The sequence below is a fragment of the Streptomyces sp. BE303 genome (assembly GCF_036290945.1).
GTDB lineage: Bacteria > Actinomycetota > Actinomycetes > Streptomycetales > Streptomycetaceae > Kitasatospora.
In genome coordinates this window covers 163,249-186,709 of record NZ_JAQYWZ010000814.1, presented here as the reverse complement: position 1 = coordinate 186,709, position 23,461 = coordinate 163,249, and the positions used below count along the sequence as shown (strand labels likewise).

Below are 23,461 nucleotides of genomic sequence, written 5' to 3'. Positions count from 1 at the left end.
CGATCAGACGGTCAGGTCGGTCAGGCCGGTCAGACCGGTTCGCCGAGGCACCGTGCGGAGAAGACCTCGTCGATCAGCATCGCCGGGGTCCCTCCCGTCACCACCCGGTACCGCCGGGCGCCGCCCCCCTGGGCCGCGGGCGCCGTCGAGGAGACGATCTCGCGGAACGACTCCACCCGGTGCCGGCGCAGCAGCCGCCCGATCGGTTCGTCCCCGCCCAGCAGGTCCGCCCGCAGCGGCGCGGGCAGCGCCTCCACCACCATGAGCGTCCGGGCCCTCACGTGCACCAGCCCCGACCGGGCGCCGACCAGCTCGGTGGTGCGCGACAGCAGCGTCAGCCCGACCGGCACCGCCAGCAGGCGTGCGGCCTCCTCGTCCGCCGGCTCCGGCGCGTGGGCCAGCCCGGCGGTCACGATGCGCTCTCCCACGACCTGCTCGACCAGGGGCGTGACCGTGCCGTCGCACGCGAGGATCAGCCGGCCGACCAGGCCGAGCCGTCCCGGCTCCGGCGCAGAGGCGTGCGGGGCGGCGTGCGGCGAGGCGTGCGGAGATGCGTGCGGGGATGCTCGCGGGGAGGCGTGCGGGTCGGCCACGGAGGCGGAGGGGTTCACGGGGCGACCTCACGGCGGATCGGCTTTCCGGTGGCCGAGCGGGGGATCGACCGGACCTCGGTGATCCGCCGGGGCACCTGGTGGGGCGCCAACCGCTCGCGGCACCACGGCACCAGGTCGGGCGCCGGGGCGCGCAGGACGACCTCGGCCACCGGCACCTGTCCGTGCGCGCGGTCCGGGGCGGCCGACACCTGGACGTCGGCCACCGCCGGGTGCCCGGCCAGGACCCGTTCGATCTCGGCGGGGGCGACCTTCTTGCCCGCCACGTTGATCAGGCTTCCGATGCGGCCGGCCAGCCGGAGGGCGCCGTCCGGGGCCGGCGGGAGGGCGAGGTCGCCGGTGCGGTAGCGGCCCCGCCCGTCGACATCGAGTGGGACCAGGCCCGCCGGGCCGATCCGGCCGAAGGCCAACGAGCTTGTTGCCAGCAGGAGTTCGCCCCGACCCTGGTCGTCGTCGTCAGGCGGTACGACCTCGGCCGCCACCCCCGGCAGCGGCGCACCGATCCAGCCCTCGGCCTCGCCGCCGGAGACCGGGGCGAGCGTGACCGCGCCCGCCTCCGAGGAGCCGTAGCAGTTGTGCAAGCGGAAGGTGAACCGTTCGGCGACGGCGGCGGCCACTCCCGGTCCCAGGGGCGCGCCCGCCGACACCGCGACCTCCAGGCCGGGGGGCGTGGCCGTGTCGTCGGACGCGGCGGCGGCCTGCGCCAGCAGCGCGTAGTGGAAGGGCAGGGCGACGAGCGTCCGCGCGCCGTGGTCCCGCACCGCCGCCAGCAGCCGCGAGGGGACCGACCTGACGGGGCAGAACCGGACGGGGGCGCCCAGCACCAGCGGCGCGACAAGCCCGTAGTTGAACCCGTACGCGTGGAAGAGCGGCGCCGCCACCGCCACGGGGGCGTCCGGCCCGTAGCCGAGGAAGCAGCCGACCCGGCGCGCGTCCGCCAGTACGGCGGCGGCCGTGCGGACGATCCCGGTCGGTGCGCCGGTGGAGCCGGAGGTCAGGAAGACGTGGGCGCCCGCCGGCACACCGTCCGGCAGGTCCGAGCGGCCCTCCCCGGTGAGGAGCAGCGGGGGTTCCCCGGACAGGACGGTGCCGCCGTCGGGGCCGGCCTCGGTGTCCCGGGCGACCGGGCCTGCGACGCTGCCGGGAGTCGCGGCGTCCCGGTGCACCAGCGGCACCCCGGCCAGGTCGCAGCCCAGCACCAGGGCGGCCGTCGCCGCCGGGTCCGACAGCTGCGCCACCACGCCCTCCCCGGGGACGTCCCGGCGGGCGAGGGCGGCGGCGACCCGTTCGGCGGCGGCCAGCAGCTCGCGGTAGGTCCACGCCCGGCCGTTCGCGACCAGGGCGGTGGCGTCGGGCGGTGCGCCGTTGTCGCGAACCGCGTGGACGATGCTGGTCATGACCGGGCCTCTCGGAGTGCTGCGGGGAGATCGTTCAGTGCGGCGATCCGGCCGGGACCGGGCGGGCCCAGGACGAAGGTCGCGGCGACCCCGGCCGCCGCCCCCTGCCGGGCGTCGGCGGGGCTGTCGCCGACGTACACCGCTTCCTCGGGTGCCAGGCCGAGCCGCCGCAGGGCGAGCAGCAGGCCGTCCGCGGCCGGTTTGGGGCGGGCCGCGTCCTCCCGGGCCACGGTCAGGTCGAGCGCAAGGCCGCACGCGTCGAGCAGCAGCCGGGCGTGAGCGCGGGAGCGGCCCGTGCAGATCCCCAGCACCAGCCCCTCCGCGCGCAGCAGGCCGACCAGCTCCCGCGCGCCGGGCATCGGCGGTACGGGCGACGCGGCGCCCGCCAACTCCTCCCGCAGCGCGAGGTCGTACGCCCGGGCGGCCCCGGCCAGCAGCTCCGCGGGCACCAGCGCCGCGAGCGTCTCCAGGTCCGTCGGCCGCTGGGCGGCGGCGAGCCGCGCGCCGCTCGGTCGGTCGGGCCCGACCGCGGCCACGCCCCGCCGCAGGCAGCGCAGGTGCAGGGACCAGGAGTCGGCCAGTGTCCCGTCGAGGTCGAAGACCACCCCGCGTACGCGCCGTGCCGGGGCCGCGCCGGTGGGGGCCGGCGGGGCGGGCGGCGCGGTGGGGCCGGTCACTGGGCCTCCGCCAGGCCGGCGACGGCGGCGCCGGGCGTGAGCTCGGCGACGGCGAGGGCGGCGTTGACCAGGCCGGCCGCGAGAGCGGCGCCGGAGGCCATGCCGAGGCGCATCTCCAGGCGGAGGAGCGGGGGCTGGCCGAGCGCCTCCAGGACGTGCCGGTGCGAGGGCTCGGTGGATTCGTGGGCGGCGATCAGGTACCCCGCCACCGCCGGGCAGAGGCGGACGGCGAGCAGGGCCGCGACCGCCGTGATGGCGCCGTCGACGAGGACGACCTGCCGGCGGGCCGCCGCCGCGAGGACGATGCCGGTGTTGCCGGCGATCTCGTAGCCGCCGAGCGCGGCGAGCACCGTGAGCGGGTCGTCCGGCAGGTGGGCGGTCCGGTCGAGCGCCAGGCCGACGAGGGCGGCCTTCTGCCGGACGGTGTCCTGCGGGACGCCCGAGCCGAGGCCGGTCAGTTCGGTGGCGGTCCGGCCGAGCAGCCGGGCGGCGAGGGCGGTGGCGGCGGTGGTGTTCCCCACGCCGATCTCACCGATCGCGACCAGGCCCGCTCCGCCGAGACGTTCCTCGGCGAAGCGGGCTCCGGCCGCGACCGCGCGGACGGCCAGATCCGCGGTCATGGCGTCCCGGACGGAGATGTCGGCCGTGCCGGGAGCGATCTTGTAACGCTGGTCGCCGACCGGGTCGACCAGGCCGAAGTCGGCCGTCTCCACGCGGGCGGGAAGGCGGTCGGCCAGGATGTTGACGGGCGCCTGCCCGCTGTCGATGAGGCGCAGCACCCGGCCGGTGACGCCGGGTCGGAAGCGCGAGGTGCCGTGTGCGGCCACGCCGTGGTCACCGGCCAGCACGCTGACGACGGTGTCCAGCGGGCCGGGCGAGGCCGTACGGCGGATGCCGGCGACCCGCTGGACGAGGGTGTCGAGCCGGCCCAGGCTGCCGGACGGGCGGGCGAGGGCGAGCTGGCGGACCTGCGCGAGCCGGGCGCTGTGGCGGTCGGGGGCGGTGACGGAGGCGCAGAGGGCGTCGATCCGCTCGCGGTCGGCCCCGGCGGAGGCCCCGCGCCCGGCCCCGGTGGCGGCGAAGGCCCCGGCCGTCGGCCCGCCGTCAGCCATCGGCCCGCCGTTCCGCCAGCTCGCGTCCGAGGTCGGAGACCCGCCGGGCGAAGCGCCGGTTGGTGAAGTGCTCGTCGACGCGGGCGCGGGCCGCGGCGCCGCGCCGGGCGGCCTCTTCCGGGTCCGCGAAGGCCCGGCCCAGGGCGTCGGCGAGGACCGCAGGGTCGAGGACCCGGGCGCCCGAGGGGCCTTCGACCGGGACGGGGTAGCCGAACTCCGGGCCGGGCACGAGCTCGCGCAGCGAGTCCACGGCGGTGGCGACGACCGGGCGGCCGAACGCCATCATCTCCGCGCAGACGTAGCAGAACGACTCCCAGAGGCTGGGCACCACGGCGACGTCGGCGACGGACATCCAGCCGAGCGCCTCCTGCCGGGGGACGTCGCCGAGGAACGTCACCCGGTCCGTGAGGCCCAGCCGTCCGGCGAGTTCGCGCAGCGGCTGCTCCTCCGGGCCGACACCGACCAGCGCGAGGTGCGGCCGGACGGCGGTGCCGTCCGGCCGCCGGACCGCGCCGAGCAGGTCGAGCGCGGTGAGCAGCTGGGCGAAGCCCTTGACCGGGACGAGCCGGCCGCAGGCGACCAGCAGCGGCTCGGCGCCGATGGCCAGGGCGTCGCGCCGCCGCCGCCACTGCGGGTCCTCTTCGACCGCCCGGATCTCGTCGGGGTCGACACCGAGGTGGATCACCGAGTGCGGTGCGGTGTTCTCCGGGTAGTAGCCCGTCACCGCGTCGGACAGCGCCCGGCTGATGAAGACGGTGTGGTCGCTGCCGAGGACGGACTTGCGTTCCAGCTCCACCAGGTGCGCCCGGTCGGCGGTGACCCCGCTGGTGACACGGTGCTTGTCCCGGTCGTACGGGGTGATGGCACGGAAGTCCTGGAGCAGGACGTTGACCAGCGGCACGCCGTGCCTGCGGGCGAACATCGCCGCCTCCGGGTAGCAGAACAGGTCGGGCAGGGCGACCAGTTCGGGAGCCCCGTCCTCCTCGGCGAGCCGCTGCGCGGCGGTGTGGAAGCGCCGGTGGACGCGCAGGCTGTCGTCGGCGAGCCCGCTGCCGGAGTTGTAGACCGCGTCGGTGCCGACGCGGTGGACGCTCACGCCGTCGACCTGCTCGCGCAGGTCGTCGACGGCGCCGGGGCGGGAGGTGACGACGGAGACCTGCCAGCCCTCCGTGACCAGGCCGACGGCGAGGTTGCGGGCGACGGTGCTGGTGCCGCCGACGGTGGTCGGCGGGTACTCCCGGGAGAAGACGACTGCCCGTCGTGCGCTGCTCACTGCTGCTCGCCTGCCTGTCCGTCGGTCTGCTGGTGGGTGTCGGAGGAGTCGCGCAGGAAGTCCTCGACCTGGGCCGCGGTCTCCTCGGCGGGTGGGGTGCCCGCGCGGACGGCCCGGTGCCAGGCGACGACGGCGGCGGCCGAGGCCCCGAGGTCGTAGCGGTGGCGCCAGCCGAGCAGCTCGGCGGCCTTGCGGCCGTCCAGGCGCAGGAGTTCGTCCTCCGTGAAGCGGGTCCCGGGGTCGGCGGACAGCTCGGCGGGCCGGCCGCCGGTGGCCACCCAGGCCGCGTCGAGGGCGCGGGCGAGGTCGAGGACGGTCGCACCGTCGCCGGGCGGCGCGAAGTTGAGGACCTCGCCGGTGGCGACCGTGCCGTCGGCCAGCCGGTCGGCGAGCAGGAGCAGCCCGCGGACGACGTCCAGCACGTGCTGCCAGGGGCGGACGGCACCGGGGCGGCGCAGCCGTACCGGGCGGCCCGCGTCGAGCGCGGCCAGCAGGTCGGGCACCAGGCGGTCGACGGCGAAGTCGCCGCCGCCGATGATGTTCCCGAAGCGGACGGAGGCGCCCCGGGTGGGTGCGCCGGTGTCGCGCAGCAGCGTCGCGTACGCCTCGAAGACCAGCTCCGCGCCGGCCTTGGAGACGCTGTACGGGCAGCCGCCGCCGAGTTCGTCGATCTCCCGGTAGGGCCACGGCCAGTTCCGGTTGCGGTAGCACTTGTCCGAGGTGACGTGGACGAGCACCCCGGGCGCGCACCGGCGGACGGCCTCCAGCACGTTGAGGGAGCCGGTGATGTTCGTGCCGAGGGTGGTGTGCGGGTCGGCGAGGCCGACGCTCACGAGCGGCTGGGCCGCCAGGTGGAACACCACGTCGAACGGCCGCGCGGCCATGGTGCGGTGCACGGCGTCGAGGTCGCGGACGTCGCCGACGACGGTGCGTGCGCCGAGCCCGGCGAGGCCGGTGCTGCGGGCCCTCGTCCGCTCGTCGGCGTCGGCCGCGAAGCCGGTGACGTCGGCGCCGAGCCGGAGCAGGGCGGTGGTGAGCCACGAGCCGACGAAGCCGCTGTGGCCGGTGACGAGGACCTGCCGGCCGCGCCAGTGCGGCGCGGTCCGGTTCAGGCCCGGACCGGGGTCGGCCATGGGAGTCCCTCCTCCTGCGCCAGCGCCTCGGCGTCGACGAAGTCCTTGTAGGTATCGAACGGCAGCCACCGCCCGTCGTGCACCACCGCGTCGACCTCGCCGGCCTCGGCCAGCATCGGCAACACGTCCTCCTCCAGGCCGAGTTCGGGCGAGAGGGTGGTGAGCAGGCGGGGCGAGCAGGCGAAGTAGCCGGCCGAGATCAGCGCGGGCTGCAGCGGCTTCTCGACGAACGCGGTGACCGACATGCCGGCGCCGACCACGATCTCGCCGTACCGGGAGCGCACCCGGGTGGCGGTCATGGTGACGGCGCTGCCGCTCTCCCGGTGGTGCGCGAGGAGCCGGTGCAGGTCGAAGTCGGAGAGCACGTCGCCGTAGCCGAGCAGGAACGTGCCGGGCCGCAGCAGCGGGGCCGCCGCCAGCAGGCGGACGGACTTCTCGGCGGACGGGCCGTTGTCGACGAGGGTGATCCGGGTGCCGCCGGCGGAGAAGCGGACCAGGCCGGGGCCGGTCTCGACGTCCGCCGGGGAGACCGGGAACGCGTCGAGCAGCAGCCGCTCCATCGCCCGCGCGCCGTAGCCGGTGCACAGCACGAAGTCGTCCAGGCCGAACGAGCGGTAGTAGTCGAGCACGTGGAGGATCAGCGCCCGGCCGTCCGGGAGCGGGCGCAGCGGCTTGGCGAGGTCGTCGCCGTCGCTGCGCTGGCGCAGGCCGAGGCCGCCGCAGAGCAGGACGACGGTGGGGCGCCCGGTCACGTGCCGTCCGCCTTGCGGACGACCAGGCCGTGCAGGACCAGCACGTCCAGCTCGGTGGTGAGGAAGCAGCGCACCGCGTCCTCGGGCGACTCCACGATGGGCTCCTCGTTGTCGTTGAAGGACGTGTTGAGCAGCACCGGCACCCCGGTGATCCGGTCGAAGGCGGTGATCAGCGCGCACAGTTCGGGGTTGAGCGCGGGCGTCGCGGTCTGCAGCCGCGCCGAGCCGTCGACGTGCGTGACCGAGGGGATGTCCGCCCGCCGGTCCTCCCGCACCTGCGGGACGAGCAGCATGTAGTGGGCGGGGACGGCGGTGTCGAAGTACTCGGTCTGCCGGTCCTCCAGGACCACCGGGGCGAACGGCCGGAACGCCTCCCGGTGCTTGACCTTGGCGTTGATGCGGTCCTTCATGCCGGGGTCGCGCGGGTCGGCGAGGATGCTGCGGTTGCCCAGCGCGCGCGGCCCGATCTCGGAGCGGCCCTGGAACCAGCCGACGACGGCGCCGTCCGCCAGTTCGCGGGCCACCGTCGCGTACAGGTCGTCGGGGCGCTCCACCCGCAGCCGCCCGCCCTGGGCGGCGACGGCCGCCTCGATCTCGGCCTCGGTGTGCAGCCGGCCCAGGTAGGGGGAGAACAGCTCGGGGGAGGGGGCCCACGGGTGCCCGCCGAGCACGTGGTGCCCGTACAGGGCCGCGCCGATCGCGGTGCCGCCGTCGCCCGCGGCCGGCACGATGTGCAGCCGCTCGAACGGGGTGTCCCGCAGGATCAGGTAGTTGGCGACGCTGTTGAGGGCGACCCCGCCGGCCAGGCAGAGGTCCGTGGCGCCGGTCTCCCGGTGCAGCCAGCGGGCGAGTTCGACGACGATCCGCTCGGTGTTGGCCTGCACGGCGTACGCGAAGTCCGCGCGGACCGCGTCCGCGGCCTCCTCGTCGGCGGCCTTCGCCAGCTCGCCGGCGACGAGGGCGCGCACCGCGTCCTGCTGGGCCAGCGACTGGCGGAAGGTCCCGTCGTGCAGGTCGTACAGCGCGGCGAGCGCCTCGACGTGGCGCGGGGTGCCGTACGGGGCGAGGCCCATGGTCTTGCCGGGCGCGCCCATGCCGCCGACGGTGCGGAAGCCGATCTCCTTGGACACGGCCTCGTACATCCAGCCGATGGAGTTCTCGTACGTGTCGTCGAGCCGGTGCTCGGCGGTCGCGACCCGGCCGGTCAGGCTGCGTACGGGGGTGAGTCCGTCGGCGTCGCCCCGGTAGAAGGTGACGGTCTCGCCGTGCTGCTCGCCGTCGCGCTCGACGGTGGAGCCGCGGCCGTCCATCACCAGGACCGCCGCCTCCTGGAAGGGCGAGGTGTAGAAGGTGCTGGCGGCGTGGGAGAGGTGGTGGCCGATCCATTCGATCCGGTCGCGGTGGCGCAGCGTGTAGACCGGGTTGACGAAGTCGTTGGCGACGATCAGGTCCACGTCCTGCGGACCGAGGCCGCCCTCGGCGAGGACGTAGTCGCCGGCCCGGCACTGCTGCAGGCGCGGTCCGAGGCCGAACGCGATCTTCTTCCGGACGAGGCGTTCCTCCTCGACGGCGGAGACGACGCGACCGTCCTCGACCAGGCAGGCGCCGAAGTCGTGGTGGGACCCTCCGAGTCCGAGTATTCGCACGGGGGTTGTTCTCCTTCTTGCTTGTCGGGCCCGGATGGCTCGGCGGAGGTTCGTCGGACGGCCGGCGGACGGCCGGCGGACGCGTGCCCGCCGGACGTCGGCCGCTCGTCAGACCCGCAGCAGCGTGCAGGCCCAGTGCATGCCGTTCCCGGTGCTGGTGAGGGCGACGATCCCGCCCCGCGGGAGCTCGCCGGCCTCCAGCTTCTTGCCGAGCGCGAGCAGTTGGTCGGCGCAGCCGAAGTGGCCGTGGTCGAGGGCGATGGCCGCGTTGGTGTTCTCCAGCGGCACGCCGTAGTCGCGCGCCGCCTCCGCCAGGCCGTCCGCGGTGCCGTTCATGTGCAGGACGTGCCGGACCTCCTCCACCGGGACGGGCACCCGGCGGCAGGCGGCCTCCAGGACGGCCAGGCCGTTGGTCCTCGTCCGCCGCATGAAGCGGATCTTCGCCCGCAGGTCGTGGCCGAGGAACTCCTCCATCAGCGTCACCGGGTTGCCGACGGCGCCGGGGTCCGGGGATTCGGCGGTGACCGGCCGGGCCGCACCGCCGCCGGGCAGGTACGCGACGTCGGCGAACGTCCCGTCGGTGATGATCTCGGTCGCCAGCCAGCGGCACCGCTCCTCGTCGCGCCGCAGCACTGCCGCCACCGCGCCGTCCGAGGTGATCGCCGTGCTGGACTCCATCCGGTTCCAGTACGCCTCGCAGACCCGGTTGACGGTGATCAGCAGGGCGGTCCGGTAACCGGGGTGGGTGGCGAACTTGCCCGCGGCGGCGTCGAATCCGCTGACGCCGCTGCTGCACGCCTGGTTGACCAGCAGGGCCTCCGCGCGGCGGGTGCCCAGTTTGGCCTGGGTCGCCGCGGCCGGGTCCCAGTAGAGGTACTCGGGGATGTCCGCCATCGCCAGCACCACCAGGTCGACCTCGTCCGCCGCGATCCCGGCGCGGTCGAGCGCCCGTCGGCCCGCCTGCGCGGCCAGGTCGGTCAGCCCGACGCCGTCCGGCGCGCGGTGGAACCGGCGGTAGCCCCAGTCCTCCACCCGCTTGAGGTCGCGGGTGTAGCGGGGTGCCTGCTCGGCGACGTCGCAGGGTTCACCGAGCGCGTAGTCGACGGCGCTGATCCCGTAGGTCACGGCGCCGCGTCCAGCCGGCCCATGCTGCGCAGGACGTACGCCCGCCGGGACTTCGACAGGAAGTAGTCGCCGGAGCGGACCGGCGGGTGGTGCGGCGGGTCGTCGGGCGTGGTGCAGGTGGGGATGCAGGCGATCTCGGTCTCCGGGTCCGCCTGGTAGAAGAAGGCGATGGAGATCCGGTCGAGGTGCTCCTGCTCCTTCGGCGGGTTGACCACCCGGTGCACGGTGCTCGCCCAGCGGTCGTTGGTCCACCGGGTCATCAGCCGGCCGAGGTTGACGACGAAGGAGCCGGGCAGCGGCGGTACGTCCAGCCACCGGCCCTCCTGGTCGCGCACCTGGAGGCCGCCGGGCGCCTCGTCCTGGTAGAGGACGGTGAGACTGCCGAAGTCGGTGTGCGGGCTGTTGCGCAGCTTGTCGTGGGCGACGCCGGTGCGGGGCGGGTAGTAGTTGACCATCATCGGGGTCATGTGCCGCTCGAACTTGTCGTCGAACCAGGTCTCGGGAAGGCCCAGCCCGAGGGCGAACAGCCGCATCAGCTCCGCCGACAGGACGGTGGCGGCGCGGTAGTACTCCAGGAACGCGTCCCGGAAGCCCGGCTGGTCGGGCCAGCGGTTGGGGCTGTCCAGCCCGGGGAAGCGGTTCCCGGTCCGCTCGCCGAGCAGGCTCCCGCCGAACAGGTGCAGCCGGTCGTTGGCGCCGTAGCCGTGCTGGAGCGGGTCGTCGGGGTCGTTGGCGGCGCCGTCGCGCACCTCGGCGGGCCCGCGGAAGAACGCGCCGGCCGCCTCGTACAGCGCGGTGACGGTCGCTTCGGGCACCCCGTGGCCGACCACGACGAGGAAGCCGCTGGTCTCGCACGCCTTGCGGACGGCCTCGGCCACGCCGGCCCGGCGTCGCGCGTCCGGCGGCGCGTCGAGCCCCAGGTCGATGACGGGCACGTAGCCGTGCAGCAGGGTGGTGCCGTCGCCGCCCTCGCCGGGCGCGGACTGCGCGGCGGGCGCGTCCGGCGCGACGGGTGCGACGGGTGCGACGGGTGCGTTCGGTGCCGGTGCCGGTGCCGGTGGTGCGGTCGGTGCCGGTGGTGTGGTCGGTGTGGTCGGTGTGCCGGGCATCGGGCCTCCCCCTCCTAGCGATGGTGACTTCCGGTGACGGGTCACCAGGTGACGTGCAGCGACCGCAGACCGTAGATGAGCATCTCCGCCAGGAACGGCGGCTCGGCCTGCGGTTCGGCGAGCCGCAGACCGGGCAGGCGGCGCAGCAGGGCGGCCACGGCCAGCTCGGTCTGGGTCTGGGCGAGCGCGCTCCCGAGGCAGCGGTGGATGCCGTGCCCGAAGGCCAGCTGGCTGCGCACCGTACGGGTCAGGTCGAAGCGGTCGGGCTCCTCGAACACGGCGGGGTCCCGGTTGGCGGTGGCCAGGTGGACCACCACGCCGTCCCCGGCGCGGACCGTGCGCCCGCCGAGTTCGGTGTCGCGCAGGGCGACCCGGGCGACGCCGTGCTGCACGAGGGTCCAGTAGCGCAGCGCCTCGGCGACCGCGTGTCCGGCCCGGCGTTCCGGGTCCGCCCGGACCAGCTCGGCCTGGCGGGGGTCGCCGAGCAGCGACAGCATGGTCAGCGAGAACAGCCCGGCGGTGGTCTCCAGGCCCGCGACGACGATCAGGTTGGCCAGGTTGACCAGCTCGGTCATGGTCAGGTCGCCGTCGTCGAGGCTCCGCGCGAGACGGCTGAACAGGTCGTCGTCGGAGCCGGTCCGCTTGGCGGTGAAGAGCCGCTCCAGGTACTGGTTCATCCTCCCGGCCGCCAGGACGCGCTGCACCGCCGTGGCGTCGTGCGTCTGCAGGTCCCGGGTGCAGTCCAGGAAGAAGTCCCGGTCGGCGAGCGGGGTGCCCAGCATCTGCGAGGCGCTGAGGGCGGGCAGCGGGACGGCGAGCGAGGTGACGAGGTCCTGCGGGCCGCCGGCCGCGACCATCCGGTCGATCAGCTCGTCGGCGGAGGCGGTCAGGGCGGGGCGCATCGCCCTGACCCGGGAGCCGCTGAACTCCGCCGCGACCAGCTGCCGCAGCCGGGTGTGCTGCGGCGGGTCCATGGACAGGAAGTGGCCGGGGATCGGCCGCTTGGAGGAGAGCGGGAAGGCCGGGTAGCCGGGCAGGGTGGAGTCCGAGCTGAAGCCCCGGTGGTCGGCGAGGACGGCGCGGGCCGTCCGGAAGTCGGTCACCAGCCAGGCCTCGCCGCCGTAGCTGAGCGGCACCCGCCGGACCGGCTCGCCCTCGGCGGTGCGGTACGCGGCCGGCGGGTCGCGGGGGTCGCTGCGCGGTACGGGGAAGGACCAGCCGACGGCGGTGGCGGCGTCGATCGTGTCGGCGGTCACGGGCGGCCCGCCGCCGGGGCGAGCAGCCACTCGGCGGCCCGGTCGAGACCGGTGCGCAGGGCCGCGGCCAGCGACTCCACGTCCTCGTCCCGGTACACCAGGGCCGGGGCCAGCTGGATCCGGCTCGGGCCGGCCGACACCAGCGCGCCGGCCTGCCGGATCTCGTCGACGACCCGGCCGAGGACCGACTCGGACAGGTCGGCGCCGTCGGCACTCAGCCGCAGGGCCCGGAAGCAGCCGAGGCCGTTGTCGTCGGCGACCAGCGGGTGCGCGGTCAGTTCGGCGAGGAGGCCGTCGAGCTTCGCGGAGACCCGGCCGGCCCGGCCGACCGCGTCGAGGCGTGCCATCTCGTCGATGGTCGCCAGCATCGCGGCGCAGGTCGGGGGAGCCCCGGCCTGCGTCTCGGCGTGGGTGAGGGCGGAGTCGGCCCGGTCGAAGACGTCGCAGATCGCGTGCGAGACGACGACCGCGGCGGCGGCGCAGGTGCCGTTGGTGAGGCCCTTGGAGGCGAGCAGGACGTCGGGCGGCTCGGGCCAGTTCTGCGAGGCGAAGTAGGAGCCGGTGCGGCCGAACCCGGTGGCGACCTCGTCGGCCACCAGCAGGAAGCCGTACTCGCGGCGCAGCCGGGCGAGGGCGGCGAGCATGGTGTCGGGCAGCGGGAGCGCGCCGGTGCCGAGGACCGGCTCGACCACGACGGCGGCGATGCTGTCGCCCTCCGTGCGAAGCAGCTCCTCCAGCTCGGCCGGGTCCTCGTGGCTGACGTGCCGGATGAGCCGCTGGTCGACGCTGTAGTAGCTCTGGCCGAGCGACATGCCGGTCAGGGCGTGACTGCCGTAGGTGAGGCCGTGGTAGCTGCCCTTGAGGCCGACGACGACCCGGCGGCGGAACTGCCGGTGCAGCGACCAGTACTGGCGCGCCAGCTTCATGGTCAGGTCGTTGGCGGCGCTGCCCGAGGTGGAGTGGAGCACCCGGCCGAAGTGCTCGGGGCCGCAGACGTCGAGCAGGGCCCGGGAGGCGGCGACGGCGGGCTCGTGCCCGGCGCGGAACAGCGAGAAGTACGACGTCTCGATCAACGCGGTCCGGACGGCGTCGGCGATCCGGGGGTTGCCGTAGCCGAGGTTGACGTTCCACAGGCCGCTGGTGGCGCACTGGCGCCACTGCCCGTCGGCGAAGAGCACCCGGGTGCCCTCGGCGCGGACCGCCGTGTGGGACGCCCTCCCGAACGTGCTGGGGCGCTCCAGGAGCTCCCACAGCGGATAGCGCGCAGAATCGGTTCCCACGTTTTCCCCCGGCGTGATGATGTGGTCAGGAAGGTCTTCGCCCGTGGTTGTCGGCCGCAATCCCGCAGGGCCGGGTGGATGGCGCCGGCCGGAGAATTCGCGCATTCACGAGAAGGGTCGGCGCAATGCCTTTGATCATGTACGGTACAAGAGATCAGGGGCTCTGAACAGCCTTTTCCGGGGGCGGGCTCGAAGAATGCGCCGGTACCGCTCCCGGAGCGGGGCGCGGCCCGGCGTCCGGGACCGTGGCGCCCCGTCCGGGAGCCGGGCGGGCCACTCGGCGGCCGAGCTCGGCGAGGTGCTCCAGGCCGTCCAGCACCTCCGCCGCGGGCACCCCGAAGTCGACCAGGCAGGCGAGCTCGTCGACACCGGCCCGCCGGTACTCCTCGACCAGCTCCTCGGCCCGGGCGACCGTCCCGAACAGACCGCACCCCTGGTGCAGGTAGCGCCTCAGGGCGGGCCGGACGACGGCCCGGGTGCGGGCCGGGCTCCACCCGGCGCTCTCCTGGGGGCCGAACAGGGTCATGGCGCTGACCAGGTACTCCTCCAGCGGCCCGCGGGCCCGCGCCTCGACCTCGGCCTGGTCCTCGCCCAGGAGGGTGTGGACCATCAGCACCACCCTGCCCCGCCCCGGGTGCCCGGCGGCGGCGTACTCGTGCCGGTACTCGGCCGTCCGCAGGGCGAGCTCGGCGAGGTCCTGGTTGGCCAGGTGGGTCAGCACACCGACGCCCGTGCGTCCGGCAGCCCGGAAGGTCTCGGGGTTCCCCGCGCTGGTCAGCCACATCGGCAGCGGGCCGTTGACGGGCAGGGGGAAGATCCGCGGGCCCTCGGGCCCGTCGGCGGTGGCGGCCGGCAGCGGCTCGCCGCGCCAGAGCCGGCGCAGCGTGTCGACGGCCTCGACCGCCGCGCGGTCGCGCCCCTCGAACCCCTCGGGGCGCAGGACGAAGTCGGCCGGGTTCCAGCCGGAGGCCAGCGAGAGGCCGGCCCGTCCGCCGGACAGGCCGTCCACCACCGCCCACTCCTCGGCGATGCGCAGCACATGGTGCAGCGGGGCGACGACACTGCCCGCGCGGATCGCGATCCGCGCGGTGCACGCGGCGATGGCGGCGCCGGTGACCGCGGGGTTGGGGTAGAGGCCGCCGAAGCGGTGGAAGTGCCGTTCGGGCGTCCAGACGGCGGCGAAACCGGCGCGGTCCGCGAACCGGGCGCCCTCCAGGAGCAGGCGGTAGCGGTCCGTGACGCCGCCGCGGGGGGCGGTGCCGTCCGGGGCGGCGGTGTTCGGGGCCGCGGTGTCCGGGGCGGCGGCGTCGTCCGCGAAGTAGAAGAGGCCGAGGTCCACCGCTCAGCGCTCCCGCGAGCCGGCCGCCGCCAGCGCGGCGGCGACGATCGAGCTGATCCCGTCGATGCTGCCGAACGACGGGTCACCGAGGGCGTCGTCGCCGAGCTCGAATCGGAACCGCTCCTCGATGTGCTGGATGAGGTGCAGGGTCCCCAGCGAATCCAGGTATCCGGAATCGAAGAGGTCGATCTGCCGGGTGAATTCCGGGTCACCGTCGTCGACCCGCCCCTCGGTCCGGACGAAACGCTCCAGGATTTCCGCGATCGCCGCGGTCCCCGTGATTTCCGTGATGTCCGCGACACCGCCGGCCGAAATGCCGGACATGGTGTTCTCCATGGTCTCCACCCTTCTGCTCAGCTGGAATTCGTGTGCGGCCGGCCCCGCTCGCGAGCCTCCTCGAAGGCCGTGCGCAACCGCCGCCCGATGTCCTCGAACCGGTCCGGCCCCGTGTTGAGGGCCACCCGGAAGTGGCCCTCCTCGTGGAAGAGCTCCGACGGCATGGCGATCAGGCCGTGCGCGGCGAGCAGTTCCACGAACTCCCAGCCGCCCAGCCCGTACGGGCACTCGGCGTACAGGAAGCCGGTGGCCCCGCCGCCGACCACGCGGTAGCCGAGGTCGGTCATCAGCGCGCGCAGCCGCACCTGGTCGGCGCGCAGGTCCCCGCAGTCGGGGTCGAGATCGGCCAGCTCCAGCACGAGCCGCTGCATCAGGGCGGTCGGGGCGCAGTGGCCCATCGAGCGCAGGGCCCGCTCGGCGCGCACCCTCGTCTCCTCCCGCCGGCGCAGGCCCGGCCCGAGGGCGAGGTAGCCGGTGCGCTGCCCCTGGAGGGACCACGCCTTGCCGTACGAGTACACGCTGACCGTGTCCGGGTACACCTGCATCGGGCTGGTGAAGGGTGCCCCGCCCCAGTTCTGGTCGCGGTGCACCTCGTCGCTGATCAGCACGGGCGCGCGGCCGAAACGGGAGGCGGCGGCGCGCAGGGTGTCCGCCAGTCCGGTCAGCTCGTCCGCGTCGTGCAGCACCCCGGTCGGGCAGACCGGCTGACTGATGATCACGCCCGCGGTGTCGGGACCGATCGCCGCGGCGAGCGCCGTCAGGTCCAGCCGCTTGCCGGCGCCCGAGGGCACCGGGCGGGCCCGCAGGCCCAGCCGGTGCGCGTAGAGGAAGTAGTCCATCCAGCACGGCGTGACGACCAGTACCTCCTCCCCGGGTTCGAAGAGGGCGGCCAGGGCGGTGTTCAGCGCGGCGGTCGCGCCCGGGGTCAGCAGGAGGTCGCGGTGACCCAGCCGCAGGCCCAGCCGCCGCGAGAGCGCGGCGGCCGTTCGGCGCCGGGCGAGCGTGCCGCCGCCGAACGGCGTGTACTGGAGCTCGCTCTGCCCGACCGAGGCGGTCAGCGTGCGCAGCAGGTCGAATCCGCGCGGGTCGCGGTGGACCAGGGGATTGGGGTAGGAGAGGTCGACGACACCGCCGCGTGATCCGCGCAGCGTCGCCGCGTGCAGGGCGGCGAACCGCTCCAGCGGAGCGGCGAGCCGGGCCTCCTCGTCGGCGGGCCCCGTGACGCCGACGGGCCCGGCGGGTGCCGTGACGCCGGTGGGCTCGGTGGGTTCGGTCGGCGCGGTGGGTTCGGTGGGCGCCGTGGCGCCGGTCGACGCCGTGGTGTCAGCGGGTCGCACGGGCGGCCTCCTGCGGTGCCTCGGCGGCGGGCCGGGCGCCGTACTCGGCCTTGACCCGGGCACGGTCCGCCTTGCCCGAGGAGGTGCGGGGCAGCGTCGGCAGCACCCGGAGGCGACCGGGCCGCTGGTAGAGCGGCAGGTGTGCGGCGATGTGCTCCTCCAGCAGGTCGAGGGCGAAGCCGGCCGGGTCGGCGGGCACCACGACGGCGACGACGACGGGATCGGCGTCCGTCCCGTCGGCCGGGTCGGCGGACAGGCCGGGGCGGTCCGCGAAGACGACCGCCTCCGTGAGCAGGCCGGAGGCGAGCAGTCCGGCCTCGATCTCGGTCGGATTGACCCGGAAGCCACGGGACTTGAACTGCTCGTCGCGCCGCCCGAGGTAGCTGAGGAACCCCTGCTCGTCGCAGCGGACGTAGTCGCCCGAGTGGACCACCCGCTCCGCGACCGCCCCGCCCGGGGCGAACGGGTACGGCCGGAACACCCGCGCGGTCGCGTCCGGGTCGCGCCAGTAGCCCGCGGCGACGGTCGGCCCCCGGTGGACGAGTTCGCCCACCTGGCCGGGCGCGCAGCGGCGCCCGTGCTCGTCGAGCACCAGGATCTCGGTGTCCGGGATCGCCCGGCCCATCGACCCCGGGCGGCTGTCGACCAGGTCGGGCGGCAGGTAGGTGGAGCGGAACGCCTCGGTGAGCCCGTACATCAGGTAGACCTCGGTGCCGGGGTGGGCGTCCCTGATCCGGGCGACGGTGTCGGCCCGCAGCGCGCCGCCGGTGTTGGTGACGTAGCGCAGTTCGGGCAGGTCGAGGCCGAGGAACGGTGACGGCCGGTTGACCAGCAGCTCCCAGAGCGGCGGAACCCCGGCGAGGCCGGTGATCCGCTCGGCGGCCAGCTCCCGGCAGACCCTGGGTGCGAAGGCCGGGCCGCCGATGACCAGCGTGCCACCGGCCCAGAACGTCGCCAGCACCTGGTTGAGGCCGGCGTCGAAGCTCCACGGCAGGAGGGAGAGGGTGCGGTCCGCCTCCGTGAGGCGCAGGTACGTCGCGACGATCCGGGCCCCCGCGACCAGGTTGGCGTGGGTGACCATGACGCCCTTGGGCCGGCCGGTGGAGCCGGAGGTGTAGATCAGGGCGGCGAGGTCCCCGCTGATCGGCCCTGTGCGGCCCGCCCCCGTGCCGACGGTCCCCGTGCCGACGGTCCCCGCGGCGGTGCCGGGTGTCCTGGCCGGGTCGCCGGTGCCGCCGCGCGGGGCGGCGTCCGCCGCGTCGAGCACGGGCACGCCGAGGTCGCCCACCAGCGGGCGGTGCCGCCGGTCGGTCACCACCACGGCCGCACCGCTGTGCCGGACGATGTGCTCGACCTGCTGCGGCTTCAGCGACTCGTTGACGACCACCGCGACCGCGCCCAGCCGCAGTGCCCCGAAGAACCACCCGAGGCACTGCACCGAGTTGGGCAGGAGGACGGCGACCCGGTCGCCCGGCCCGACCGCGTTCGCGGCCAGGGCGTCGGCGAACCCCTCGGCCAGGGACAGCAGTTCGCGGTAGCTCAGCACGTCGCCGTGCCGGCTCACGGCCGGGTTGGCGCCATGGGTCGCCGCGCGGACCGTGAGCAGGTCCGGCAGGGTGAAGATCTCCATCGTCCGACTCCGGTGACGAGAGCCCTAGCCCTGGGCGACGACGTAGTCGACGATCTTCCCGATGGTGTTGAAGTTGTCCACGCTCAGTTCCTCGTCGGGAATGGAGACGGCGAATTCGCCCTCCAGCCAGACCAGGACCTCCAGAATTCCGAGCGAGTCGAACTCCGGGTAGTCGCGCAGGTCCTTGTCCTCGTTCACGCCGTCCTCGCCGAGGGCGGGGAGGGTCTGGCGAAGACGAAGTACCACGGAATCCGTGATCTCCTGACGTGAGGTCATGGTGATTTCTCCAAACTTCGTCACGACGAAACGGACGTGCAGATTCTCCGGGCGGCCGTGCGGAGGACGGCCACCGGTCGGTGTCCCCCGCACACGGGTGGGGGAGCGCGCTGCCGCCTCGCGGGCCGGATGCCGCGGCGGCGGTGGTGGACCTCGGGGCGCGTGGAAGCAGTCCCTTGGTGAGGCAGCGCCAGTATAAGCATGTCAGGTACACGGCATAGAGCGCTGGCCTGCGGAATGTGACTGGAGTGACAGTCGGTGCGCGCATCGTCGATCCCGGTCCGTACCGAACCGGATGACGTCGGATCAGGCGTGGCGCGGAGACGTGGCGCGGCCCGGAACCCCCTGGGCGCAGCGGCCCGACGGGCTCCGGCCCCCCTGGGCCGGCCCGTCGGCCGCACCCTATCCCAGCCCTCCTGACCTGGGAAGCTGTCCCGCTGTCCGCGCTCTTGCGAAGGTTCCACCCATTGGTCCGATTCGCGGGATTCGGGCTCCCGGAAAGGCCGTTGACGATCTTGCGGTCGGCCGCATAGGCTCCGAGCCGGTTCGGCGCCGAACGCCCCTTCTTGGCGCGGTCGGAGGCCGACCCGAATTGCGATCACGGGGGGTGACGATGATGAGCGGAATTACTGACGCCCGTTCACCGGCGGTGAATTGGGGGGACCGCGGTCCCGTCGTGCGGAGGCGCCCACGGAATGCCGTTCGCGGTGGGGGAAACGCCACCGGAAGTGCCGCGACGACACCGGCCCGGGTTCCGTGAAATCCCCCGCACCCGAGGCCGGTTGACGACCACCGCCGGCCTGTCCCCGGGCGCGTGAGGTCGGCGCGGGGGACAGGCCGGCGGTGGCCGGTGGCGATCGGCGGTGGCCGGTGGTCCTGGTCGGGCCCGCGGCGGTCAGGCCGTCGGGAGGTGCCGGGGCAGCGACCGGACCCGGCGCCGGTCGAGCGGGGAGGGACGGCGGTCGAGTCGGGTCCGCAGCAGCCGCTCCGCGTCGGCGTAGCGGCCGGCGGCGGTCAGCGCGTGGATCAGCGTCTCCTCGACCACCTCGCGCTGGGCGGCGCTCCCGCCGGCCCGGCGCAGCGTCGGCCGCAGGGCGGTCAGCGTGTCCGCGGCGTCGCCCCAGCGCTCCTCGACGACGGCCGTCATGGCGTCGCAGAGCGGCGCGATGACCTCGTGCTGCACGGGGTCGGTGTGCCACGCCGCGTGCCGCCGGAGGCGGTGCAGCCCGACCAGGTCGCCCGCGGACGCGAGAGCCATCGCGCTGTGCAGGGCGACGAAGGCCGTCGCGGGCCGTTCCAGGGACTCGCGGCCGATCGAGTCCAGCACCGCGGTGACGGGCGTCGCGCCGTGCCACCGGTCGGCCAGTCGGGCCCGCCACAGGAACGAGGCGGAGTCGACGAGCGCCCGGACGCCGCTCACCCGGGACGGCGACAGCTGGGAGTACCAGCGCTCCCGGACGGCGGACGCGTCGTCGAGGGCCAGTTCGTGCAGGCCCGCGTGCCAGGAGAAGTGGGCGTGGTGCGCGGTGCCCAGGCCGTGGCGGTCGATCCACGCGTCGAGCCAGCGGCGCCCCTCCTCGTGGTTCCCGCGTTCGTAGTGGACGTGGGTGAGGGCGTGCACGGCGTGGCCGGCGGCCGGTTCGACGCCGAGGGCCCGGTCGGCGAGCTGCTCGGCGGCCGCGAAGTCGCCCTGCTCCTGCCGGATGAAGGCGAGCAGCGAGGTGTGGAACCAGTGGCCGTCGTGCTCCGGAGCGATGCGCCCGACCAGCCGGTACGCGTAGTCCTGAAGGTCCGTCACACCCGAGAAGGCGATGGTGGGGACGGCCATGCCGAGTGCGAGCACGTCCCGGGGGTGGTCGGCGAGGTGGCGCAGCAGCGCGGCGTCCCCGCCGGTGCCGCGGACCCGGTGGGCCACGACCTCGACCAGTGAGCGTTCCCGTTCGTCGCCGCGCTCGCGGACCGCGCTGCGGGCGTCGGCGAGCGCGCGGGGGACGTCCGCGGTGGCACCGCCCTCATGGCCGAGCGCGGCCAGCGCGGCGTGCGCGAGGGCGAAGCCCGGGTCGAGTTCGAGGGCCCGGTGCAGTGCCTCGTCGGCGCCGGCCCGGACCGCCATGAGGAGGTCCAGGGCCGTGCGGTAGGCCTCGGCCGCCGCCGGGTCGGTGCTGAGCGGAAGCCCCATCGGGTCCGTGGGCCGGACGCCTGCGGGGCGGGTCCGGGGAGCGGCGGCCCGGGTCAGCAGGACGTCCGCGATGCGCGCGGCCTGCGCCCGGATCTCGGGTACCGCCGTGGTCTCCCAGAGTTCGCCGCGGCGGTGGGCGCCGAGCGTCCACAGGGGCGCGGGCGCCGAGGCGTCGGCGCCGAGGAGCCGTCCGTCCGGGTCCGTCGCGTACCCCATGCCCAGTGGGCCGGTGCGGGCGAGGCCGGCGTCCAGGAGGCCGGTGTGCAGGGGGTCGGGGGAGCGGGCCGGATCGGTCGCCGGCCCGGTACAGTCCACCACCCAGCGGACCCGCAGGGTGCGGCCGTCGACCAGGGTGACGACGAGCCCGGTGCCCCCGGGCTCGTCCTCCCGGACGGCTGCCACCTGCCCGGCGGCGGGCCGGAACCGGCCGGCCTCCCGGAGCCGGGCGAGGGCCTCGGCGGTCGCGGGTGCCATCCGGTGCCGGCGGGTGTTCCACCGGGAGCGGTCGCGGGCGAGGAACTCGGCGCGCTCCTCGACGGAGAGGGCCGACCAGAGCCGCGCGGTCAGCGGGCGCAGACCGTCGAGGGCCGGCCGCCAGTCCCCGTGCGTGCGGACGGTGCGGCGGACGTGCCGCTGGACGGCACGCCGCAGGTCGGCGAGGGCGAGCCCGTCCAGCGGCTCGGCAGGCGGGACGGCGGCGAGGGGGGCCACGGCGTGCGGGCTGGGCAGGTCGCCGCCGCGGGACACGGCGTGGAGGGTGCGGCCCGGACGGTCGAGGGTGAGCGCCACGTCGACGGCGGTCAGCCCGGTGCCGACGAGCAGCACGTCGCCGTCGGACGCGAGCGGCCCGGCGAGGGCGTCCGGCGCCCAGGGATCCGGGACGAACCGGGCGGAGTCGCGGAGCCCGGGCGGTGCCCAGGACTGCCGCGAGCGGAGCGGACCGGTGGCCAGGACGCAGCTGTCGGCCGTGAGTTCGGCGCCGTCGGCGAAGGTGAGCACCGTCCGGCCGCGCTGTCGGGCGAGGCCGGTCACGGTGGCCGCGACCCGGTGCACCGTGACCAGGGCGCGGGCCCGGGCCGAGGCGTCGGTGAGGGCGTCGGCGAGGTAGGAGCCGAAGAGCCCGCGGGGGACGAAGTCGGCGGCGGTGGTGCGGGCGTCCGCGTGGCGGACCAGCCAGCGGACGAAGTGGGTGTCGTCCTCGGGGTAGCAACTCATGCCCCCCGCAGGGACGTTCAGCCGGTGTCGGCGGTCCCGGGTGGCGTACGCGGTGCCCGCTCCCGGGGCCGAGCCCGAGCCGGGAGCGAGGGCGGGGTCGACGAGGAGGAGGGTTAAGGGGGTGTTCCGGCGGAGGGCGGCCTCGCACAGGTGGATCGCCACGAGCGCGCCGGCGGCGCCGGCCCCGACGACCGCCACGGTGTGCCGGGTCGGGTGGGACTGGTGTGTCGGCAGGGACATCGGTTTCTCCAGCGAGCGATGTTGTCCACTAACTCGATGCACTATATGGAAGTGGAGTGACGGGGGCGTCTGATCAGGTGTCCGAGGTGTGTGGGTCGCGTGGTGATCGGATCGTGCCCGGAGCGGTGGTGTGACCGAGGGGGCGGCGTGAGAGATTGGACCCATGCGGATCTCGGCCAGGGCGGACTACGCGGTACGGGCCATGGCGGAGCTGGCCCTCCGGCCCGCCGGCCCGACGAAGGCGGAGTACCTGTCGGGTGCCCAGGACATTCCGCTGCGGTTCCTCCTCTCGATCCTGCGCGAGCTGCGTCAGCACCGGCTGGTGCGCAGCGTGCGGGGCCCCGAGGGCGGCTACGCCCTGGCCCGACCCGCCGCGGAGATCACCCTCGCGGACGTCATCAGGGCCGTGGACGGCTCGCTCGCCAATGTCCGGGACCTCAGCCTCACGGGCCTCGACTACCCGGGCGCGGCGGCTCAACTGCCGGACGTCTGGCGGGCGGTGCGGGTCAGCCTGCGGCAGGTCCTGGAGCACGTCACGCTGGAGGACTTGGCCCGGGGGCAGCTTCCCGAGGGCGTCCGGGCGCGGGCGCGGCAGTACGTCGAGGACGTTCGCCATCCGGTCGCCGACACCTCGGCGGTGCAGGGGCCGGGCGGTCTCGACTGAGCGTCGGCGCGGACCGGTCCGGGGCGGCGACTCGGCTTACCGGGCGGCTTGTCGAGGGGCCCAGATCGGCCCCCGGCGCGTTCGGTGCGTTCGGAGCGTTCAGCGCGTCCGGCGCGTGCCGCGGCCGAGGAGGGCCTCGGCGCCGTCGAGGGCCCGGGCGACCGTGAACGCGTAGAACGCGGTCGCGGCCTCGTCGGGAGTCTGCTGGTGGGGCGCGCGTTCCCGGGCGTCCCGGGCGGCGGGGGCCGCGGCGCGGTCGTCCTCGGCGGCGACCAGCAGGAAGGCGCTGTTGAACAGGTAGCGGTAGACCAGGGCGGCGTCCGCGCCGAACCCGGCGCGCTCCAGGATCTGCACGCCGGTCTCGACGACGGGCAGGGCGGCCGGCACGGTCGGGCCGACGAGGCACATCCGTCGGGCGACGCCCGGATACTGCCGCATCACCGTCCGTCCGTCGAGCAGGAGCTCGGTGAACCACTGCCGCCAGGGGAGGCTCGGGTCCGGGACGGGCAGGGCGGCGACCACGGCACCGGTGACCTCCGCCACCACGGCGTCCCGGTCGCCGACGTGGTGGTAGATCACGCCCGGCCAGACGTCGAGGGCCCCCGACAGCCGGCGGATCGACCAGGTGTCCAGCCCGTGCGCCCTGGTCAGCTCCAGAGCCGCGGCGACGATCTTCTCCGCGGTGATGGGCGGGAGGCCCTCGGCCATGCGGGAGCGTCTGCGGGGGGACCGGATCATACGGCGACCCTAGTTCAGCCCCGGAGAGTCTGGCGAGTGGTCGCACGGTGCGCGCGGGGGCTCGCCGCACCGCCCGCCGCGCCCCCGCGACCTGGCGTTCTCGGCCTCCGGGGCGGTTCCCCGGCCCGGTCCACCA

Annotated in this window: 20 protein-coding genes; 1 reads left to right on the top strand and 19 read right to left on the bottom strand. The window is 75.1% G+C overall.

Annotated features, from left to right (window positions below; translation table 11 throughout):
- Positions 1-29: 29 nt before the first annotated feature.
- The 18 genes from PUR56_RS27900 to PUR56_RS27815 form a co-directional block, all read right to left on the bottom strand.
- Positions 30-611, bottom strand: a complete 582-nt coding sequence (locus PUR56_RS27900; protein WP_329950954.1) for a chorismate--pyruvate lyase family protein — start codon at positions 609-611, stop codon at positions 30-32.
- A complete protein-coding gene (locus tag PUR56_RS27895; RefSeq protein WP_329950953.1) occupies positions 608-2,008 on the bottom strand; it encodes a class I adenylate-forming enzyme family protein in 1,401 nt (466 codons plus the stop codon). The genes PUR56_RS27900 and PUR56_RS27895 overlap by 4 nt, the downstream gene beginning before the upstream one ends.
- Entirely contained in the window at positions 2,005-2,685 is a 681-nt protein-coding gene (locus PUR56_RS27890; protein ID WP_329950952.1) for an HAD family hydrolase, read from the bottom strand. Before PUR56_RS27890 ends, PUR56_RS27895 begins: the two co-directional genes overlap by 4 nt.
- Complete coding sequence (locus PUR56_RS27885) at positions 2,682-3,797, bottom strand: nicotinate-nucleotide--dimethylbenzimidazole phosphoribosyltransferase (RefSeq protein WP_329950951.1); 1,116 nt, start codon at positions 3,795-3,797, stop codon at positions 2,682-2,684. Before PUR56_RS27885 ends, PUR56_RS27890 begins: the two co-directional genes overlap by 4 nt.
- On the bottom strand, positions 3,790-5,070 hold the full coding sequence (locus PUR56_RS27880) for a glycosyltransferase family 4 protein (protein ID WP_329950950.1): 1,281 nt from the start codon (positions 5,068-5,070) through the stop codon (positions 3,790-3,792). The genes PUR56_RS27885 and PUR56_RS27880 overlap by 8 nt, the downstream gene beginning before the upstream one ends.
- Positions 5,067-6,203 (bottom strand): CDP-glucose 4,6-dehydratase, encoded by a 1,137-nt coding sequence (rfbG, locus tag PUR56_RS27875; protein ID WP_329950949.1) that lies wholly within the window; start codon positions 6,201-6,203, stop codon positions 5,067-5,069. Before rfbG ends, PUR56_RS27880 begins: the two co-directional genes overlap by 4 nt.
- On the bottom strand, positions 6,179-6,955 hold the full coding sequence (locus PUR56_RS27870; RefSeq protein WP_329950948.1) for a nucleotidyltransferase family protein: 777 nt from the start codon (positions 6,953-6,955) through the stop codon (positions 6,179-6,181). Before PUR56_RS27870 ends, rfbG begins: the two co-directional genes overlap by 25 nt.
- Positions 6,952-8,601 carry a carbamoyltransferase family protein gene (locus PUR56_RS27865; RefSeq protein ID WP_329950947.1) on the bottom strand — a complete coding sequence of 550 codons (1,650 nt, stop codon included), beginning with the start codon at positions 8,599-8,601 and terminating at the stop codon, positions 6,952-6,954. The genes PUR56_RS27870 and PUR56_RS27865 overlap by 4 nt, the downstream gene beginning before the upstream one ends.
- A 108-nt stretch (positions 8,602-8,709) precedes the next feature.
- Complete coding sequence (locus tag PUR56_RS27860; RefSeq protein WP_329950946.1) at positions 8,710-9,726, bottom strand: 3-oxoacyl-ACP synthase III family protein; 1,017 nt, start codon at positions 9,724-9,726, stop codon at positions 8,710-8,712.
- On the bottom strand, positions 9,723-10,835 hold the full coding sequence (locus PUR56_RS27855; protein WP_329950945.1) for an isopenicillin N synthase family dioxygenase: 1,113 nt from the start codon (positions 10,833-10,835) through the stop codon (positions 9,723-9,725). Before PUR56_RS27855 ends, PUR56_RS27860 begins: the two co-directional genes overlap by 4 nt.
- A 41-nt stretch (positions 10,836-10,876) precedes the next feature.
- Positions 10,877-12,091 carry a cytochrome P450 gene (locus tag PUR56_RS27850; protein ID WP_329950944.1) on the bottom strand — a complete coding sequence of 405 codons (1,215 nt, stop codon included), beginning with the start codon at positions 12,089-12,091 and terminating at the stop codon, positions 10,877-10,879.
- Entirely contained in the window at positions 12,088-13,371 is a 1,284-nt protein-coding gene (gene mpaD, locus PUR56_RS27845; RefSeq protein WP_329950943.1) for a daptide-type RiPP biosynthesis aminotransferase, read from the bottom strand. The genes PUR56_RS27850 and mpaD overlap by 4 nt, the downstream gene beginning before the upstream one ends.
- 154 nt (positions 13,372-13,525) lie before the next feature.
- Complete coding sequence (locus PUR56_RS27840; protein ID WP_329950942.1) at positions 13,526-14,710, bottom strand: MupA/Atu3671 family FMN-dependent luciferase-like monooxygenase; 1,185 nt, start codon at positions 14,708-14,710, stop codon at positions 13,526-13,528.
- A gap of 3 nt (positions 14,711-14,713) precedes the next feature.
- On the bottom strand, positions 14,714-15,034 hold the full coding sequence (locus tag PUR56_RS27835; RefSeq protein ID WP_329950941.1) for a phosphopantetheine-binding protein: 321 nt from the start codon (positions 15,032-15,034) through the stop codon (positions 14,714-14,716).
- A gap of 29 nt (positions 15,035-15,063) precedes the next feature.
- The gene (locus tag PUR56_RS27830; protein WP_329950940.1) at positions 15,064-16,383 is read right to left on the bottom strand and encodes an aminotransferase class I/II-fold pyridoxal phosphate-dependent enzyme; all 1,320 of its coding nucleotides are present in this window, start codon (positions 16,381-16,383) and stop codon (positions 15,064-15,066) included.
- The gene (locus tag PUR56_RS27825) at positions 16,370-18,013 is read right to left on the bottom strand and encodes an AMP-binding protein (RefSeq protein ID WP_329950939.1); all 1,644 of its coding nucleotides are present in this window, start codon (positions 18,011-18,013) and stop codon (positions 16,370-16,372) included. The genes PUR56_RS27830 and PUR56_RS27825 overlap by 14 nt, the downstream gene beginning before the upstream one ends.
- A gap of 24 nt (positions 18,014-18,037) precedes the next feature.
- On the bottom strand, positions 18,038-18,289 hold the full coding sequence (locus PUR56_RS27820; protein WP_329878415.1) for an acyl carrier protein: 252 nt from the start codon (positions 18,287-18,289) through the stop codon (positions 18,038-18,040).
- Between the two features lie 895 nt (positions 18,290-19,184).
- Positions 19,185-21,923: an FAD/NAD(P)-binding protein gene (locus tag PUR56_RS27815; protein WP_329950938.1), complete on the bottom strand. Its 2,739-nt coding sequence runs from the start codon at positions 21,921-21,923 to the stop codon at positions 19,185-19,187.
- Positions 21,924-22,086: 163 nt separating this feature from the next.
- Between PUR56_RS27815 and PUR56_RS27810 the strand changes: the two genes are divergently transcribed.
- Complete coding sequence (locus PUR56_RS27810; protein ID WP_329950937.1) at positions 22,087-22,587, top strand: RrF2 family transcriptional regulator; 501 nt, start codon at positions 22,087-22,089, stop codon at positions 22,585-22,587.
- A gap of 99 nt (positions 22,588-22,686) precedes the next feature.
- Here PUR56_RS27810 and PUR56_RS27805 read toward each other — a convergent pair whose 3' ends face one another.
- On the bottom strand, positions 22,687-23,325 hold the full coding sequence (locus PUR56_RS27805) for a TetR/AcrR family transcriptional regulator (protein ID WP_329950936.1): 639 nt from the start codon (positions 23,323-23,325) through the stop codon (positions 22,687-22,689).
- Positions 23,326-23,461 lie beyond the last annotated feature (136 nt).